Origin of the sequence: Thioalkalivibrio thiocyanodenitrificans ARhD 1 (assembly GCF_000378965.1) — a bacterium.
Lineage (GTDB): Bacteria > Pseudomonadota > Gammaproteobacteria > Ectothiorhodospirales > Ectothiorhodospiraceae > Thioalkalivibrio_A > Thioalkalivibrio_A thiocyanodenitrificans.
In genome coordinates, this window is the sequence record NZ_KB900536.1 from 1,769,506 (window position 1) to 1,787,245 (window position 17,740).

19 protein-coding genes are annotated in these 17,740 nt (G+C 65.5%); 13 read left to right on the top strand and 6 right to left on the bottom strand.

The window, feature by feature from the left end; all coding sequences use genetic code 11:
- Positions 1-37 precede the first annotated feature (37 nt).
- The 5 genes from mreC (at position 38) to THITHI_RS0108310 (ending at position 3,678) form a co-directional block, all read left to right on the top strand.
- Positions 38-907: a rod shape-determining protein MreC gene (gene mreC, locus THITHI_RS18705; RefSeq protein ID WP_083908685.1), complete on the top strand. Its 870-nt coding sequence runs from the start codon at positions 38-40 to the stop codon at positions 905-907.
- A complete protein-coding gene (mreD, locus tag THITHI_RS0108295; protein ID WP_018232616.1) occupies positions 904-1,395 on the top strand; it encodes a rod shape-determining protein MreD in 492 nt (163 codons plus the stop codon). The genes mreC and mreD overlap by 4 nt, the downstream gene beginning before the upstream one ends.
- A gap of 269 nt (positions 1,396-1,664) precedes the next feature.
- On the top strand, positions 1,665-1,964 hold the full coding sequence (locus THITHI_RS21015) for a DUF1244 domain-containing protein (RefSeq protein WP_018232617.1): 300 nt from the start codon (positions 1,665-1,667) through the stop codon (positions 1,962-1,964).
- Positions 1,965-1,966: 2 nt separating this feature from the next.
- Positions 1,967-3,127 (top strand): ribonuclease D, encoded by a 1,161-nt coding sequence (rnd, locus tag THITHI_RS0108305; protein WP_018232618.1) that lies wholly within the window; start codon positions 1,967-1,969, stop codon positions 3,125-3,127.
- 62 nt (positions 3,128-3,189) lie between these two features.
- A complete protein-coding gene (locus THITHI_RS0108310) occupies positions 3,190-3,678 on the top strand; it encodes an FKBP-type peptidyl-prolyl cis-trans isomerase (RefSeq protein ID WP_018232619.1) in 489 nt (162 codons plus the stop codon).
- A gap of 387 nt (positions 3,679-4,065) precedes the next feature.
- Here THITHI_RS0108310 and THITHI_RS0108315 read toward each other — a convergent pair whose 3' ends face one another.
- Entirely contained in the window at positions 4,066-4,272 is a 207-nt protein-coding gene (locus THITHI_RS0108315; protein ID WP_018232620.1) for a cold-shock protein, read from the bottom strand.
- Positions 4,273-4,416: 144 nt separating this feature from the next.
- Entirely contained in the window at positions 4,417-5,601 is a 1,185-nt protein-coding gene (locus tag THITHI_RS0108320; RefSeq protein ID WP_232199401.1) for an adenylate/guanylate cyclase domain-containing protein, read from the bottom strand.
- 600 nt (positions 5,602-6,201) lie between these two features.
- On the opposite strand from THITHI_RS0108320, the gene THITHI_RS0108325 reads away from it, so the two are divergent.
- The gene (locus THITHI_RS0108325; protein ID WP_018232622.1) at positions 6,202-6,660 is read left to right on the top strand and encodes a universal stress protein; all 459 of its coding nucleotides are present in this window, start codon (positions 6,202-6,204) and stop codon (positions 6,658-6,660) included.
- A gap of 23 nt (positions 6,661-6,683) precedes the next feature.
- Positions 6,684-6,944: a hypothetical protein gene (locus THITHI_RS0108330; RefSeq protein ID WP_232199402.1), complete on the top strand. Its 261-nt coding sequence runs from the start codon at positions 6,684-6,686 to the stop codon at positions 6,942-6,944.
- Between the two features lie 48 nt (positions 6,945-6,992).
- On the opposite strand, the gene THITHI_RS0108335 is transcribed toward THITHI_RS0108330, so the two are convergent.
- Complete coding sequence (locus THITHI_RS0108335; protein ID WP_018232624.1) at positions 6,993-7,409, bottom strand: hypothetical protein; 417 nt, start codon at positions 7,407-7,409, stop codon at positions 6,993-6,995.
- A gap of 182 nt (positions 7,410-7,591) precedes the next feature.
- Between THITHI_RS0108335 and THITHI_RS18710 the strand changes: the two genes are divergently transcribed.
- Positions 7,592-8,146: a SprT-like domain-containing protein gene (locus THITHI_RS18710; protein ID WP_018232625.1), complete on the top strand. Its 555-nt coding sequence runs from the start codon at positions 7,592-7,594 to the stop codon at positions 8,144-8,146.
- Positions 8,147-8,241: 95 nt separating this feature from the next.
- Here the strand turns inward: THITHI_RS18710 and THITHI_RS0108345 are convergent, their stop codons facing one another.
- The 3 genes from THITHI_RS0108345 to THITHI_RS0108355 form a co-directional block, all read right to left on the bottom strand.
- On the bottom strand, positions 8,242-8,739 hold the full coding sequence (locus THITHI_RS0108345; protein WP_018232626.1) for a GlcG/HbpS family heme-binding protein: 498 nt from the start codon (positions 8,737-8,739) through the stop codon (positions 8,242-8,244).
- Positions 8,740-8,948: 209 nt separating this feature from the next.
- Complete coding sequence (gene abc-f / locus THITHI_RS0108350) at positions 8,949-10,829, bottom strand: ribosomal protection-like ABC-F family protein (RefSeq protein ID WP_018232627.1); 1,881 nt, start codon at positions 10,827-10,829, stop codon at positions 8,949-8,951.
- Positions 10,830-10,862: 33 nt separating this feature from the next.
- Entirely contained in the window at positions 10,863-12,089 is a 1,227-nt protein-coding gene (locus tag THITHI_RS0108355) for a GGDEF domain-containing protein (RefSeq protein WP_232199403.1), read from the bottom strand.
- 143 nt (positions 12,090-12,232) lie between these two features.
- Here THITHI_RS0108355 and mltF point away from each other — a divergent pair, with 143 nt between their 5' ends.
- The 5 genes from mltF to cspE all read left to right on the top strand — a co-directional run bounded on the left by mltF (position 12,233) and on the right by cspE (position 17,652).
- Positions 12,233-13,606, top strand: a complete 1,374-nt coding sequence (mltF, locus tag THITHI_RS0108360) for a membrane-bound lytic murein transglycosylase MltF (RefSeq protein ID WP_018232629.1) — start codon at positions 12,233-12,235, stop codon at positions 13,604-13,606.
- A gap of 89 nt (positions 13,607-13,695) precedes the next feature.
- On the top strand, positions 13,696-14,535 hold the full coding sequence (locus tag THITHI_RS0108365) for a hypothetical protein (protein WP_018232630.1): 840 nt from the start codon (positions 13,696-13,698) through the stop codon (positions 14,533-14,535).
- Positions 14,536-14,621: 86 nt separating this feature from the next.
- The gene (gene metA, locus THITHI_RS0108370) at positions 14,622-15,701 is read left to right on the top strand and encodes a homoserine O-succinyltransferase MetA (RefSeq protein ID WP_018232631.1); all 1,080 of its coding nucleotides are present in this window, start codon (positions 14,622-14,624) and stop codon (positions 15,699-15,701) included.
- Positions 15,702-15,804: 103 nt separating this feature from the next.
- A complete protein-coding gene (locus tag THITHI_RS0108375; RefSeq protein ID WP_026186180.1) occupies positions 15,805-17,130 on the top strand; it encodes an MFS transporter in 1,326 nt (441 codons plus the stop codon).
- Positions 17,131-17,448: 318 nt separating this feature from the next.
- Positions 17,449-17,652, top strand: a complete 204-nt coding sequence (gene cspE, locus THITHI_RS0108380) for a transcription antiterminator/RNA stability regulator CspE (protein ID WP_018232633.1) — start codon at positions 17,449-17,451, stop codon at positions 17,650-17,652.
- Positions 17,653-17,740: the final 88 nt, after the last annotated feature.

The following is a 17,740-nucleotide window of genomic DNA, read 5'->3' on the forward strand; positions in this document are numbered from 1 at the left end:
TTACGGGGGGCGCACTATCAAGAAGCCGCTGTTCAACCTGGGCCCGTCCCCCGCAGCCCGGCTGGCGCTGCTGGCCCTGCTCTCCATCGGGCTCATGTGGGCCGATCACCGCCACCAGCACGTGGAAACCCTGCGCTCCGCCCTGGCCCTGGTGGTCTACCCGGTGCAGGTGGGCGTGAACCTGCCGGTCCAGGCCGCTTCCTGGCTCACCGAACAGTTCAACACCCACCAGCAGCTGGTGGCCGAGAACAGGCGTCTGCGCGACGAGAAACTTCAGCTCAGCGCAATGATGCTGCGTTTCGAGGCCCTGGAAGAGGAGAACACCCGCCTGCGTCAGCTGCTGGACACATCCACCCGGCTGCGTGACCCGCTGATGATCGCGGAGATCATGGCCGTGGACCTGGATCCCTTCCGCCAGCAGATCCTCATCAACCGGGGACACATGCACGGCACCTACCCGGGCCAGCCCCTGATCAACGCCCAGGGGGTGGTGGGTCAGGTCCTGGAGAGCCACCCCCTGCACAGCGTGGTCCTGCTGATCTCGGATCCCGGCCATGCACTCCCGGTACTGGTCAACCGCACGGGACTGCGCACGCTGGCCGTGGGCACAGGCAACCCCCACCGGCTGGAACTGCGCTACATCCCGCCCGCCGAGGACCTGGAACCCGGTGATATCATCAGCACCTCCGGCCTGGGGGGACGGTTCCCGGCCGACTACCCGGTGGCGGAGATCACCCGCGTGGAGCGTATCCCGGGGGAGGCCTTCGCCCATGTGGAGGCACGGCCGCTGGCCAGGCTGGACCGTTCCCGGGAGGTGCTGCTGCTGACCCCGGCACGCCACCCGGAGACGATCGAGGCGCTGCCCCGGCCCGATGAGGGGCCGGTGCCCGGAGACATCCAGCCATGAGCGACTCCCTGGCCTGGCGCTGGATCATCCCGCTGACCTTCATCATCGCGCTCGCCCTGACGGTGGTGCCGCTGCCCGACTGGGCCGCCCCCTGGCGTCCGGAGTGGCTTGCCATGACCCTGATCTACTGGAGCATGGCCCTGCCCAGACATTTCGGCGTGGGTGTGGGCTGGGGTCTGGGCCTGCTGCTTGACGTGGCCAAGGGGGCGGTCCTGGGTCAGCACGCGCTGGGCTTCGCCATCATCGCCTACCTGAGCATGCGGCTGCACCAGCGGGTTCGGGTATTCCCCCTCTGGCAGCAGGCCATCACCGTGGGCCTCCTGCTGGCCGTCTATCTGCTGCCGGTGCTGTGGGTCCATGGCATGACCGGACAGGCGCCGGGTACCTGGCTCTTCTGGGCGCCGCTGGTCAGCAGCATGATCCTCTGGCCCTGGCTGTTCGTGCTGCTCCGGGACGTTCGGCGGCGCTGGTGCCTGGCATTGAGCTAGTGGCAAGTGGCAAGTGGCAAGTGGCAAGTGGCAAGTGGCAAGTGGCAAGTGGCAAGTGGCCGGGAGGATGGCCTGGATGGCATACCGGGTGCAAGCAGGCGTGACACCTGCCACCCGCCGGGTTCGGGCGGAAATCCGCCGGGTCCGGCGGAGGGACTCGTTGCAGAAGATGGCCGGGTATAGGCATTGGCTCGTGCGTATAATGTGGCCATCGCGACCCGGCCGATCGGGTTCACCCGACAACATCAAATCCCCCGAGGAGTCGCCCTATGGACGACAAGACCCGTACCGAGATCGAGGCGGCCGCCTTCCGCCGCCTGCTCGAGCACCTGGACAGCCGCAAGGATGTCCAGAACATCGACCTGATGAACCTGGCCGGCTTCTGCCGCAACTGCCTGTCCAAGTGGTACAGTGCCGCCGCCGGGGAGCGCGGAGAGAGCGTCGATTACGAAACGGCCCGCGAGATCGTCTACGGCATGCCTTATTCCGAGTGGAAATCCCGCTATCAGCGGGAGGCGAGCGCCGACCAGCTGGAAGCCTTCCAGAACAACCGACGCCGGGATCACTGACGGTGACCGGTGAGATCCGCTTCATCGACACGGCTCCTGACCTGGAGGCCTTCTGCCACGAGATCGCCGATGCCGGGTGGGTCGCCCTGGACACCGAGTTCATTCGCGAAAAGACGTACTACCCCCGGCTTTGCCTGATCCAACTGGCCACCGACACCGCCCTCGCCTGCATCGACCCCATGGCCCTGCCGGATCTCGGCCCCCTGGCGGAGTTGCTCCACGACCCCTCGGTGACCAAGGTGGTGCATGCCGCCCACCAGGATCTCGAGATTCTGCTCCAGGAGACCGGGCAGGTGCCGGTGCCGGTATTCGATACCCAGGTGGCCGCGAGTCTGCTGGGCTACGGCGACCAGATCGGCTACGCCCGGCTGGTGGAAGCGGTGCTGGGCCGCAGCCTGGAAAAGGGACATGCGCGCACCGACTGGTCCTTGCGGCCGCTCGAGCCCGAGCAGCTGACCTATGCCGCCGACGACGTGCGCTACCTGGCCGAGGCCTATCCGATCATGGTGCGCACCCTCCGGGACCTGGGGCGGCTCGCCTGGCTCGAGGAGGACTTTCGGGCGCTCGGCGAACCGGATCGTTATCGGCCCGACCCGGACGCGGCCTGGCTGCGCGTCAAGGGCTATCAGCATCTCAAACCTCAGCAACTGGCGGTGCTCCGGCATCTCGCGGCCTGGCGCGAACGGCAGGCAATGAGCCGCGACCTGCCCCGCCGATGGGTGTTGCAGGATGACGTGCTGCTGGAACTGGCGCGCCGCCAGCCGGGCGACATGCGCGCCCTGGGCAAGGTGCGGGGGCTGGACGAACGCACGCTCGGCCGCCTGGGCAACGACCTGTTGTCACTGATCAGGGAAGGCGCCGGCCTTCCCCGGGGAGACTGGCCCAGACTGCCTGATCGTCGGACGCTGGAGCCGGAGCAGGAGGCCCTGGTGGATGTGGCCATGGGCATCCTGCGCCACCAGGCCAGAAGCAACGAGATCAGCCCCGCCGCGATCGCCGCCCGGCGCGACGTGGAGGCCGTGGTCTGCGGGGACCGGGAGTCGGATCTGCTGCACGGCTGGCGGGCGCGGCTGGCCGGTGACGCCATCCGGGCCTGGCTCGGCGGAGACATCCGGCTCCGGGTCCGGGAAGGCCGGCTGGTACTGGATCAGGGGGCCGGGTGACGCATGGTGCCACGCGGGTTAAACTGCCCGCTCATTCATTGCCCCCGCGGAGCACTCCCCCCATGCAGATCAGCAAGAACAAGGTCGTGAGCCTCGACTACGTGCTCACCAATGGCCAGGGCGAGGTCATCGACCGTTCCGATGAAACCAGCACCTTCGCCTATCTCCATGGCGCCAACAACATCATCCCGGGCCTGGAACAGGCGCTGGAGGGGCACCAGACCGGCGACAGCGTGCAAGTGACCGTGCCGCCGGAAAAGGCTTACGGTGAACGTGACGACAACCTGACCCAGACCCTGGACCGCAGCCAGTTCCAGGGCGTGGACGAGCTTCAGGTGGGCATGCAGTTTCACGCCGGTAACGCCGACGGCACCAACATCCAGGTGGTCACTATCACGAACCTCGACGGAGATGTGGTCACCATAGACGCCAACCATCCGCTGGCGGGTGTCACGCTCAATTTTGATGTCACCGTACGCGACGTGCGCGAGGCCACCGCCGAGGAACTGGATCACGGCCACGTTCACGGCCCGGGTGGCCACGGGCACTGAAGGCGCCGCTCCTCCCTCGCCCCGGCAAAAGAAACCCCGCCTTGAGGCGGGGTTTTCGATAGCCCGGACCTAGCAGACTTTTTCAACAGCCTGCTAGCCCGCATACCTCACCCCCCTTCCACTGCGGCCGCCGATATGCTCGCTGTGACGAGGCGTCTGCTGCGCTGCGCAGTCCCTGCTCCGCTGGCAGTCCAGGGCGTGCGTCCTGCACGCCCGCTCGGCGGACTGCGAAGGTCCACCGGACCTTCGGTTCCGCCTCGCCCCTCCAGGCGGCTTGACGTAGTGTCGGCTACGCTGGCGCCGTCTTCCGGTCCGCGCGCCCCGTCACAGCGGCATCCCGACGCCCTCGCTACGAACGGTGGTGAGATATGCGGGCAGCGGGCCGATTCAGCCCTGGGGGACCACGTCCACGGCCTGCAGGCCCTTCGGGCCCTGCTGCACCTGGAAGCTGACGCGCTGCCCCTCGGCCAGGGTCTTGAAGCCCTCTGCATTGATGGCGGAATAGTGCACGAACACATCCGCGCCGCCTTCTTCAGGCGCGATGAACCCGAACCCCTTGGACTCGTTGAACCACTTGACGATACCGGTAGACATTGAACTTGACCTCAACTCTGTTTTTGGACTCTTTCTTCTGATTCTGAGGCACACCGCCGGGATCACAGCGCCCGGCTGATTGACCACAGAGGGCCAGTCTAGCCACTCGCGCCACCGGATACCAGACAGGCGGGCGGGTGTCCGTCAGGCGTCCGGAACGGCCGCCTCCCCGCACTGCCAGCGAAAGACCGGCAAGGGGCGTGTCCTGCCTTTTAAAAACAACGGGTTGTCGAGACGTTCACAGGCAGAGGCCCGCTCCGGCGCCAGCGCCTCGTGCACCCGGTCGGACAACAGGATTTCGCCTCGCCCCGCCTGTTCCTGCAGGCGGTCGGCCACGTTGACCGGATCACCCACTACCGTGTAACTCATGAACGCCTCGGAGCCCACGTTGCCGACCACCACCTCCCCGCGGTTGATGCCGATGCCGAGGCCGCTCTCCACCTGCCACTCGGCCTGCCACTGATCCCGCAGGTCGCGGAAGCCCCGGTGCATCCCGCACGCGCAGTCGAAGGCGCGATCCGCGGCATCCGGCTGCGCCAGGGGAACCCCGAATCCCACCAGAAGGCCGTCGCCCGCCATACTGAACACGGTGCCCTGATGGGCATGGGCCACCCCGATGGCCATGGCAAAGAAGCCATTGAGCAGTTCCACCACCCGGTCCGCTTCCAGCTGCTCGGCGAGACAGGTGAACCCGCGCAGATCCGCGAACATGACCACCGCTTCGCGGCGCTCGGACCGGTTCAGCAGATCCGCCGCCCGCCCGTCGCTGGATGCGAGCAGATCTTCCACCAGTTCAGGACACAGGTAGCGGCTGAACAATCTCCGCACCTGAGCAAGGCGCGCCTCCTCCAACGCCTCCCGGGCCTCACGCCAGCGCATCAGGGAGCGGATGCGCGCGCTCAACTCCTCGGGATACACGGGCTTGGACAGAAACTCGTCGGCACCCGCCTCCATGGCCCGCACCCGATCGGCCTGATTATTCAACACCGTGACCATGACCACGGTGATCGACCACGTGGCGGGATCCGCTTTCAGGCGCCGGCAAACCTCGAAACCGTCCATGCCCTGCATCACAACGTCCAGGACCACCCCGTCCACCCTGTGTTCCCGGACGCGCTCCAGCGCCTGCGGCCCGCTCTCGGCCGTGATGACCCGATGTCCGAGCAACTCCAGGTGCCGAGCAAGAATGCGGCGGTTGACCTCCTGATCGTCCACCACGAGCAAGGTACGCGCGCGCGGCCGCGGCGGGGCCGGGGCATCGCCGGCACCGGAGCCATGGGGTCCATGCGCATGAATGGAAAGCGGTCCGTCCAGCATGTCGGCAGTCATGAGCAGGTTCGCCCCGGGGTATGGGCACACGCCACGCCCGGCACAAATCCCGGCGCAGTCAATTCGATAGAGGGCGCGAATGCGTGATCTTCGGCGGGTCTTCCGTGGCCTCGCGGAAACGCGAATCTCGATTCAGCGCTTCGTTGGCTAACCAGTGAATATAGGCGGTAATGAACTGAGGGTTGCGGCGAAATCAGACTTCGGACGACAAGGGGGCCCGCATGGCCGACAGGCGGAAAGGCTGGGGAGTTACTCGGCGCTGATCCACTCCACATGGATGTATAAGCGGCGATCGGGTATGCGGCGCCGATCCTCATGGATCAGGCGTCCCTCGAAATCAAAACACGGGAAACGGGGCTCCAGATCCTGGCATCGTCGGTCCCGACGCCGCCGCTCCCCCTCCCCTGAACAAGCCAGATTTTCTGCTTTATTATTCATGCCCTTACGCTAGAAACCTAGCCTTGATAGCAGAAATTAGACGTAACGGCTTGAGCTTATGACAAAATTACCACCACCACAAGCTGAATCGCTCAACCCGCCCGAAGGCGGGCCCTGCGTGTACACTCTCCATGATTGCCTGAATCCGGAGGGTCATGCGCGATGATGCCCGTCTACCGCCAGTTGCTCGTGTGCCTCGATCTGTCACCGGTATCGGGACAGGTGCTTTCACGCGCAGCGGCCCTTGCCGCACAGGCCGGTGGCCGGATGACCCTGCTGCATGTGGTGGAGCAACGGCCATTGCCGGACCTGGACTACGGACTGGGGTCGCTGCCCGGTTATGACATGGATCCGGACGCCGCGCTGCAGGACGCGCGATCGCGGCTGGAGCGCCTGCTGACCCATACGGATGAAGCCCGGCTGCCCCGCGAGGTGGTGACGGGCGTCCCGCACCTGGAGATCACCCGGATTGCCGAGCAGCTGTCCGCCGATCTGATCGTGCTCGGGTCCTCGTCACGCACCGGACTGGGGCGCCTGCTGGGCTCGACCGCCCGTTCCCTGTTCAACCATGCCCCCTGTGATGTGCTGGCCGTGCGGGTGTCGCCGGATGAGGAACAGTGATGGCCGGATGCGGGGGAGAAACCGTGTGGCATACCTTCCGGGAGCTGGACGAACTGGAGGGCACGCCCAAGGGGCACGCGTTCAGGCGCTTCAAGGCCCTGCGCGGGCAATGGCGGGAAGGACGGGAGTTCGTGGTGCTGGATGCCCGGCATGATGCCGGACGCATTGCACAACTCAAACGGGAGGGTCGGCTCTACGGCAGCACCCTGAACGCCGTCCTGCTGTCACCGGAGGCGGCCCGGGCAATCCGGGCGGCCGGGCGGACACCGGCCGGCGACGGATGACGCCACTCCGGGATCCGGACCCGCTCGGCCTGCAAAACCGGCCGCACGTTACGCGGCCGCGTATACCCCCCGCCCACGGGACTTGAGCCGGCCGGTGCGCTTCAGATACGCCAGCGTCTGGCCGAGGTTCCTGACGTTCACGCCGCGGCCCTCAAGCTGCTCGCGCAGCTCCGCCGTGCTGATCTTGCCGGCCGCCGTCACCGCATCCAGCACCACCTGGCTCAGGCCCGAGCCGCCACGACCGCGGCCGCGGCCGGCACGACCGCCAAGGGCACGGATCTGCCGATCCAGGGCCGCCAGCTCAGAGCGCTGACGCGCAACCAGGGCGCGGCGCTCTTCCCGAAGGGCCTGGAGCTGCTCGCGGCGCGCCTCTTCCTCGCGGAGCCGTTCCTCCTCCTCCCGCTGACGGGCGATCTGGTACAGTTCCTCGGAAGACAGATTCTCGAGCGACTTGCGTTTTGCCATTGGGAAAACCCCTTTTGAAAAATAAAACAAGTTACGTGACGAGCAGGATTATATATAAAAACTCCAGGCTGAATGATCACATTGCATCAAACAACTCATTCACATATTACAAACATGATCATGATTCCCGGCAGACGGAAATACCGCGCGGGTGCCGGACCGGATCCTGGTGAAAGGTTGCGATGAAACGCGCACAGGAACCTGATGCCGGACCTCGCCACGACAAGTCGGACGGACTTGATGCCGTGAAGCGCCTGGAGATTGTAAGACTCGTCGGCGATCTTTACCGGATCGCTGCTCAACACTTCGATTGCAGCGGCGACACCGTGCCCGTGCGTTTCACCCTGCGCGGCCTTGCGGCGGGCCAGTGGCGCCTGCGCAACGGCAGCGAGAGCCTGCATTTCAACGAGCGCCTGTTTGCCGCCGCACCCGAGCAGCACATGCCCGACACGGTCGCGCACGAAGTGGCCCATTCGGTGGTTTATCGGTGTTTCGGTCGAGGCCTGCGGCCGCACGGGCGGGAGTGGCGCATGGTCATGGAAAAACTGGGCTGCAGAGCGCAGGTCACCCACCGCACGCCACCGGAGATCCTGGCCCGAACCCTGAATCGTCATCTCTACCGCTGCAGCTGCCGCATTCACGCCCTGGGACCTCGCCAACACAAGCATGCCATCCACGGCAGGCGGAGCTATCAGTGTCGGGTCTGTGGCGACCGGCTCGTGCCGGCGGACCGATAGTCAGGTCATCCGGCTCGGGCGCCGATCTGTTCGCTGTGGCGGGACGCAGGCGCCCGGGACGAGGGGGAGAGATGCGGGTTGGCGCCGTGCCCGCCCTACATGGCGAAATCCAGACGTTCCTGAACCGTCTCGATCGCCTTCAGCGCGCAGATCTCGTCCAGATGGCCTCCCGGCGCCCCGGAGACGCCCACGGCACCCACCAGGGAGCCAGCCGCTTCGATGGGCGCCCCGCCCTCCAGCACCAGGATCCCATCCACGTGATTCATCTCCATGCGGATATCGTCGCGGTTTGCGCGAAAGTCCGATGACTTCACGCCGGAGAGAATCACCGCGGCGGCCTTGTCCCGGGCAATCTGGTAGGTGAACCGTGGAGCCAGGACATCGCGCAATACCGCCTGGACATCGCCGCTGCGATCCACCACCACGGCAGTCACCTGGTATCCCTCCGCGCGGCAGGCCTCCACGGAGGCCTGGGCCATGTCGCGGGCCAGTTCCATGGTCATGCGCTTCACGGAGATCACGTCGTTGGCGGAGAGCGCGGCGGATGCCGCGGCCAGGGCTGCTCCGGCAATTAAAGTTGCAAACCGTCTCATCGGGTTTCCTCCTATGGTTCCATGTACAGACATCTCCCGGGCTCCGCGGGCGCAGATCGACAAGCCGGGTTCAAAGTTCAAAGTTCAAGGTTCAAGGTTCAAAGGGTGAATGGCATCATCTTGTTGAACTTTGAACTTTGAACTTTGAACTTTGAACTTTGAACTTTGAACTTTGAACTTTGAACCTTGAACCCCGACCCACACCCTTCTCATCCTTCCAGCTTCTCCCAGCGCGCATAGCACTGCCCCAGTTCGGCCTCGATCTCGGCCAGCCTGCCCTGGGCCTCCGCGATCCTCTCCGGCTGCTGCCGGTACAACGCGGGGTCCCCCAATGTCGCGGTGAGGGCTGCCTGCTCAGCCTCCAGGGCCTCGATACGTCCGGGCAGCATCTCCAGCTCCCGCTGATCCTTGTAGCTGAGCTTCCTCTCTCTTGCCGGCTTCGCCGGTGCGGGCCGGGATGCGGGAACAGCCGCCGGCGCGGGCTGCGCCGCGACCGCGCGCTGGCGCTGCCAGTCCGAATATCCGCCCACATACTCATTGACCTGCCCGGGCCCCTCAAACGCGATGATGCTCGTGGCCACGTTGTCCAGGAAGGCCCGGTCGTGACTCACCACCAGCACCGTGCCGGGAAACTCCACCAGGCGCTCTTCCAGCAGTTCCAGGGTCTCCGTGTCCAGATCATTCGTGGGTTCGTCCAGCACCAGCAGGTTGGCGGGACGGGTGAACAGCTTTGCGAGGAGCAGGCGATTGCGTTCGCCGCCCGACAGGGCCTTCACCGGCTGGCGCGCTCGGGCCGGTTCGAACAGGAAGTCCTGCAGGTAGGAGATGACATGGCGGGACTCCCCCCCGACCTCCAGCCGGTCGCGGCCCTCGCCCACGTTGTCGAAGACGCTGGCGTCCTCGTCGAGGGCCGCCCGGTGCTGGTCGAAGTAGGCGACCTCCAGGTTCGTGCCCAGCCGCACGCGGCCGCTGCCGGGCTGGAGCTGGCCAAGCAACAGACGCAACAGGGTCGTCTTCCCGGCGCCGTTGGGACCCACGATGCCCACCTTGTCACCGCGCAGGATGAGAGTGGAGAACGCCCGGATCACCGGCTGGCCGTCGTATTGAAAGCCCACGTCCTCTGCCTCGATCACCAGGCGCCCGGAGCGTTCGGCGGCCTGGATGTCCAAACGCGCGGTGCCCGCGCGGACGCGGCGCCCGGCCCGCTCTGCCCGCAGGGCCTTGAGCGCGCGCACCCGCCCCTCGTTGCGGGTCCGGCGGGCCTTGATGCCCTGGCGGATCCAGGCCTCTTCCTGGGCCAGTTTCCTGTCAAACAGCGCGTTGGCACGCTCCTCGGCCTCGAGGGCCTCGGCCTTGCGGCGCACGTAGGCGTCATAGTCTCCGGGCCAGTCGGTCAACTGCCCGCGATCCAGTTCGATGATGCGCGTGGCCAGACGCCTCAGAAAGGCGCGGTCGTGGGTGATGAACAGCAATGCGCCACCGAACCCCAGGAGAAACGACTCCAGCCAGTCGATGGCCTCGATGTCCAGATGGTTGGTGGGTTCGTCCAGCAGCAACAGGTCCGGCTCGGTGACCAGGGCCCGGGCCAGCAGCACGCGGCGCTTGAGCCCGCCGGAGAGGGCGCGGAAGTCCGCGTCGGCGGGCAGGTCGAGCCGCGAGATCACCGTCTCCACCCGCTGTTCCAGGCTCCATCCTTCGTCGGCCTCCAGCGACTGCTGGGCACGTTCAAGTTCCACCATGGCGCCGGCATCGTCCGGCCGTTCGGCAAGCACATGCACCGCCCGGTGATAGCGCCGCACCCGCTCTCCCGTGGCGCCCAGGCCTTCGGCCACCACGTCGAACACGCTGCCCCGGGTCCCTGCGGGCACCGCCTGCTCAAGCATGGCCACCCGCAGACCGTCCGCATGCACCAGCTCGCCGCCGTCCGCATGAACCTCGCCGGCCAGTACCCGCATCAGGGTGGACTTGCCTGCGCCATTGCGCCCCACCAGGCACAGGCGCTCACCGCTCTCGATGGACAGATTCACGCGATCCAGCAACGGCGCGTCGCCGTAACTCAGGACCACATCGCGCAGGGTCAACAGGGGCATGAACGGACAATGGGTATGAACGAACCGGTCATTCTACGCCATGGGGATGTTCTCCACCGCAACCACGTGCGGGTGAATCACCTTGCCGGGGCCCGAGGGCCCGTAGAAGGAGTAGCCGTTGCGGCCCGCACGCTTGACCTCGTACATGGCCCGGTCTGCATGATTGATCGCCTCTTCGGGCGTATCGGCCAGTGCCGGGAACTCGCACACGCCGATGCTCGCCCCCAGCAGGGCACGGGCGCCGTCCGGCCGGGACGCGTCGATGGGGATCGGGGTGGACAGGACCTCGATGATGCGCAGTGCCACTTCGCGAATCCGCTCGGCACTGCTGAGGTCCTCGAGCAGCACGAAGAACTCGTCCCCGCCCATGCGGGCAACGGTGTCGCTTTCGCGCACACAGGCCTGCAGGCGCCGTGCTACCTGGCGCAGCACGCGGTCACCCGCTTCATGACCGTGGAGGTCGTTGACCGGTTTGAAGTTGTCCAGATCGATGAAAAGCCCAGCCCCGAGCAGTCCGTGCCGGCGTGCCCGGGCCATGGCCTGGTCCAGCCGCTGTTCCATCTGGTAGCGGTTGGGCAGATTGGTCAGGTGGTCATGCAGAGCCTGGTCCCGATGCCGGTTGCGTTCGGTCTCCAACTCCTTGCGGCGAAGATACAGCTGCCGGCGCTGGCGCTCCAGCGCGTAGGCGGAAATGCCGCAGATCAGCACGGTGGAGAGCAGGTAGAAATTGTACCTGGCCACGGATTCGCCCATGGGCTGAAGACCGGCGATGAACAGCCCGTTGAAAACAGCGAGCACCAGTGAATTCACGGCCAGCGCACGAATGAAGGACAGGCCGATGAACAGGAAAGTCCATATCGTGACCAGCATCAGGCCCGCCAGGTACTCCATGAACGACGACCCGGACAGGGATGCCATCATGACAACCAGGCCGATGCCGGGCACCAGGGCGGTCCAGGTCAGGATTCGCCTGCCCGCCTGCACGAAGGACGCGCGGAAGGTAGACAGCAGCGCGGCCAACCCGGCAGCCATGACCAGGGCGCGGACATACCAGAAGTGAGGCTGGTGATCGCCCTGCAGCCACATATCCATCCAGCCGTGGACTCCGTAGAGCACAACGCCCACCACCAGGGCGGCCCGCGCCTGGTCCCGCTGGATGACGGCGGTTTCGATCTGATAGTCGCGTTCCATCCCCGGATCCCGGAACCACAGCAGGAAGCGATGCATGCGCACACTTGAGTTGGCGAATGAGTCGTTCACAGGCTGCGGATCACCCTGGGTGTCGGCCGGTACCGTTTTCCACGCATAATAGTCAATAATCCCTTGCAGTTTCATCGCCCCGCAGCCCGATCGGCCCGGATGCATCCGGCGACCGGATAACAAGCAGAAACGGGAATTGCATCATGCCGGATACGTTGACGACGCGACTCGCACCGGGCCTGGCGCTGTGCCTGGGGCTTGCGGCCTGTGGTGAACCGGCGCCCTCTGCAGAGATGGAAGCCATCGCCGAACGCGGTGAACTGATTGTACTTACCCGCAACGCGCCGACCACCTATTTCTTCGGGCGCGACGGCGAGGCCGGCTTCGAGTACGACCTGGCGAGCGCCTTTGCCGACCATCTTGGTGTACGGGCCCGTTTCGTGCTGCTGGACAGCGTCGACGACGTGGTCCGGGCCCTGGACGAGGGCAAGGGGGACCTGGCCGCCGCCGGGCTGACCCACACCCCCGGCCGCGACGGGCGCTTCACCTTCGGCCCCGGCTACTTCCTGGTCCAGCAGCAGTTGATATGCCGCCGGGGGGGCGCCAGTCCGGAATCCCCGGAGGACCTGGCCGATGTGCAGATCATGGTCACCGCCTCCAGCAGCTACGTGGAGCGCCTTGAGGAACTGCGCGCGCAGGTGCCCGGGCTCACCTGGGAGGCCCGTGCCGATCTGACCACGGAACAGATCCTGGAAAAGGTGTGGCGGCGCGAGGTGGATTGCGCGGTGGCGGACTCCAACATCGTGGCTGTCAACCGTCGCTATTTTCCCGAATTGAAGGTCATCATGCCGCTGACCGAAGAGGAATCACTGGCCTGGATGCTGCCGCCGGACTCGCGGGGTCTGCAGCGCGAACTCAACCACTGGTTCGCGGGCCTGGAGGACAACGGGCTTCTGGCCATCCTGCAGGGCCGCTACTATGGGCACGTGGAGATCTTCGACTACGTGGATCTGGCCCGCTTCCGCCGGCGCATCGACTCCCTGCTGCCCCGGTTCCGCCCGCTCTTTGAGGAGGCCGCCGGCACGCATGATCTCGACTGGACCCTGCTGGCCGCACAGGCCTACCAGGAGTCGCACTGGGACCCGACGGCACGCAGCCCCACCGGCGTGCGCGGCATGATGATGCTCACACAACTCACCGCCGGTGAGTTGAACGTCAATGACCGCCTGGATCCGGCCCAGAGCATCCGGGGCGGCGCCCGCTACCTGGCGGCGCTACGCGAACGCCTCCCCGATTCCATTCAGGAACCGGACCGCACCTGGATCGCACTGGCAGCCTACAACGTGGGCATGGGCCATGTGTTCGATGCGCGCGGACTCGCCCGGGAACTCGGGCACGACCCGGACACCTGGGTGGAGTTGCGCGAAGTGCTGCCCCTGCTCGCCCAGCCCCGCTACCACCGCCGTCTGCGCTACGGCTATGCGCGGGGCAGCGAGCCGGTCGAGTACGTCAGGCGAATCCGCAACTACCAGGACATACTGATTGAGAGATTGTCCGTTGTCAGTGGTCAGTTGTAAGCAGACCCTGCCTTTACAACTGACGATTGACGACTGACCACTGACAATCTCTTACAATACAAATCCGTTTCAATCATCCGGAGTGCGACGTGAAACTCACCCGCCAGGAATTCCGCGACTGGCCGCACAAGAGCATCACCCTGATGGGCATGTCCGGCGTGGGCAAGACCCGCCTCGCCAACCTGCTTCGCCGCAGGCACTGGTTCCACTACTCCGGGGATTACCGCATCGGTACCCGGTACCTCGACGAGCCCATCCTGGACAACATCAAGCACCAGGCCATGCAGGTTCCCTTCCTGAAGGAGTTGCTGCGTTCGGACTCCATCTACATTCTCAACAACATCACCGTCGACAACCTTCAGCCGGTATCCAGCTTCCTGGGCAAGTTGGGCAATCCCGAAGCCGGGGGCCTGCCGCTGACGGAGTTCAAGCGCCGTCAGGCACTGCATCACGCCGCCGAAGTGGCGGCCATGCGCGACGTGCCGGAATTCATCGGCAAGGCACGCACGATCTACGGCTATGAGCATTTCGTGAACGACGTGGGCGGCAGCGTATGTGAACTGGACGATCCGGACACCCTGCAAATGCTGGCCGACCACACGCTGATGCTCTATATCAAGGCCAGCGAGGCCGATGAGCAGGCGCTGATCCAGCGCGCCGAATCGAGCCCCAAGCCGCTCTACTACCGGGAGGACTTCCTGGATTCGCAGCTGCGCGACTACAAGCAGACCTACGGCATCGAGTACGTGGCGCAGATCGACCCGGACGACTTCGTGCGCTGGATGTTCCCGCGCCTGTTCCGGTCCCGCATCCCCCGCTACGAGGCCATCGCCCGGGAATACGGCTACACCGTCACCACGGATGAACTGGCGAAGGTGCACACCGAGGAGGACTTCCTGGTGCTGGTGGAAGACGCCTTGGAGAGATAAGTACGAAGTGGGAATTGGGAAGTCGGAACGAAAAGATTAGAATCAATACCATTCCCACTTCCCAATTCAGACTTCCCACTTCAAAAATGCCTCTCGTCGCCCATTCAGATCTGCCCACCTTCGCACGCCTCGCCGAGGAGGGGGAGACCGTACTTTCCGGAAACCTGGCGCTGCAGCAGGAGATCCGCGAGCTGCACGTCGGCCTGCTGAACATGATGCCCGACGCGGCGCTGCGGGCCACGGAGCGCCAGTTTTTCCGGCTGGTTGGCCAGAGCAACCAGATAGCCCAGTTCTACATGCACCCGTTCACCCTGGATGCGCTGCCCCGCGGCGAGGAAGGGCGCGCCCACGTGGCGCGCTATTACGAGACCTTCGACCAGATCAAGCGCGACGGCCTCGATGCGCTCATCATCACCGGCGCCAACGTCACCGAGAGCGATCTGTCCCTGGAGCCCTTCTGGGAGCCGCTGATCCAGGTGATCGACTGGGCCTGCGAGAATGTCACCTCGACCCTGTGCTCCTGCCTGGCCACCCATGCGGTCATGCAGTTCCGCTACAGCCAGAAGCGCCAGCCGCTGGGCTTCAAGCGCTGGGGGGTCTATCCGCACCGGGTGCTGGACCGCCGTCATCCGCTGGTGTCCGGCGTGAACACCCGCTTCGACGTGCCCCACTCGCGCTTCAACCAGATCCATCGCAGCCAGTTCGAGGGCCAGGGACTCAAGGTGCTGGCGGAAAGCGAGGTCGCGGGACCGCATCTTGCCGTGAGCGAGGACGGCCTGCGTCTTGTGTTCTTCCAGGGGCACCCGGAGTACGACATCATCTCCCTGCTCAAGGAATACAAGCGGGAGGTCAGGCGCTTCGCGGCGGGGGCCATCGACGTCTACCCGCCCTTCCCGGAGCACTATTTCACGCTCCGCACCCAGGCCATCCTGGATGAGCATCGGGAGCGCGTGGAAGCGGCGCTGGCCCGGCGCGCCCCGGTACCCGAGCTGCCCGAGGCCCTGATCGCCTCCAGCCTCGACAACACCTGGCACGACAGCGCCGAGGCGGTGATCAACAACTGGGTGGGCATAGTCTATCAGCTCACCCACATAGATCGGCGCCTTCCCTTCAAGGATAACGTGGACCCCGCAAACCCCCTGGGCGCCCTGCGCGAAACCTCATAGTGCCATGTCCCGCAAATATCCTGCATGTCAGCATGGCTGCGGGCCTTGCCTTTGCGCTATTGCGGGGATCTGAAATGCAGGATACTCACGGGGCACGACACTAGTGCATCCCCCAGGCCACCCACCGCGCCCCGTGGTCAGCCTCTACGACCTGGTCGCGGGCGACGAGGACGCCCGGGTCTGCAAGGACATCCCGGAAAGCGCCTGCCGGGAGATGCCGCGCAACTTCTTCCTGCACATCGTCTCCAACACCGCCAGCAAAATCGGCGACGAGCTGGCCAGCGCCAAGCTGGTACTGGCCTGGCTCATGTCCGCGCTGGGCGCGCCGGCCTTCCTCGCCGGCTTCCTGGTGCCGGTACGCGAATCGGGGTCTTTGCTGCCGCAGCTGTTCGTGGCCAGCCATATCCGGCGTGCCGCCGTCCGCAAGTGGTTCTGGGTGGGTGGCAGCATCGGACAGGGAGTCTCCGCGCTGGGCATGGCCGTGGTGGCCCTGACCCTCTCGGGCGCCGCCGCCGGCTGGGCGCTTCTGGGCCTGCTGGCCCTGTTTGCATTGTCGCGGGGCGTCAGCTCCGTGGCCTCCAAGGACGTGCTCGGCAAGACCATCTCCAAGACACGGCGGGGCACCGTGATGGGCTATGCGGCGGCACTCGCCGGATTTGCCACACTGGGGGTTGGCGGTTGGGTGACCCTGCAGGCGGAGCAGGCCGCCAGCACCGGATTCTTCGCCCTGCTGCTGGTGGCTGCCGGGGTGCTGTGGTTCGCCGCCGGCGGCATCTTCGCAGCGGTCAAGGAGGTCCCCGGTGCCACCGAAGGCGGCGGCAATGCGGTCAGCGAGGCGATCCGCTCGCTGGGTCTGATGAAGCACGATCCTCTGTTCCGGCATTTCGTGCTCACCCGCTCTCTGCTCATGAGCACGGCGCTGGCCATGCCCTTCTATGTGATGCTCGCCCAGCGGGAGACGGACGGAGATCTGGGCAGTCTCGGCCTGATGATCATTGCCACCGGCCTGGCGGGCGGCTTGAGCGCACCCGTCTGGGGCCGGTTGTCAGACCGCTCCAGCCGACTGGTGCTGGTGGCCTCGGGCGTGCTGGCCGGTGTCCTGGGCCTGATGGTGTTCGCGCTCACCTGGCTCGACGCCGCGTGGACCCGGAGTCCCTACCTGTTCGCCGCATTGTTCCTGGTGATCGGGATCGCCCATTCCGGGGTGCGGCTGGGCCGCAAGACCTACCTGGTGGACATGGCCACCCAGGACACCCGGGCCGCCTACGTGGCGGTGAGCAATACGGTGGTGGGCGCGCTGCTGCTGGTCGGTGGGCTGTTCGGTCTCGTGGCCGATATCGCCGGGGTGGCCGCGACCATTGCGCTGCTTGGCCTCATGGGACTGGCCGGCTCGGCGGCCGCGTGGCGCCTGGAGGAAGTACAGCGGTAAACCGGTCATGATCGCGCGCCCGAATGGTCACGCCCGCGATGCCCGCCGCACTGGAGCCGGTCGTACCTTGCGGGAACACCTTCAGCCGTAGCCCATCCATCGACATCTTCGCCGAACGCCAGGTGCCCGGAGTTCCCGAAACATTTTACTGGCGATCGCCGCAGCGGCAGCGTATAGTGCGGGCTGCAGTCTGTTCTTGCAGTCAGAGTCGGAAGTCCCCTGTAGTTTCGTTACCGCAGTCACTCCCGCCCGTCGTTCTCCAGGAATTCGCTGCATCAACGTTTGTTTTCCTGATTATTTTTTGAGGTTGATTCAATTATGTCTACAGGCACTGTGAAGTGGTTTAACGAAAGCAAGGGCTTCGGCTTTATCACCCCCGAAGATGGCAGCAAGGATGTGTTCGTGCATTTCTCCGCCATCGAGGCCAGCGGTTTCCGCACCCTGGCCGAAGGCCAGCAGGTCTCCTTCGAGGTGACCAACGGTCCCAAGGGTCTGGCCGCAGCCAACGTCAAGCCCCTGTAAGATCAGTCTGCCGAAAGCAGATACCCCGAACCCCGCCTCGTGCGGGGTTCTCTTTTTGGGCTCCTCGACGTTCCCGGTGGCTTCGATC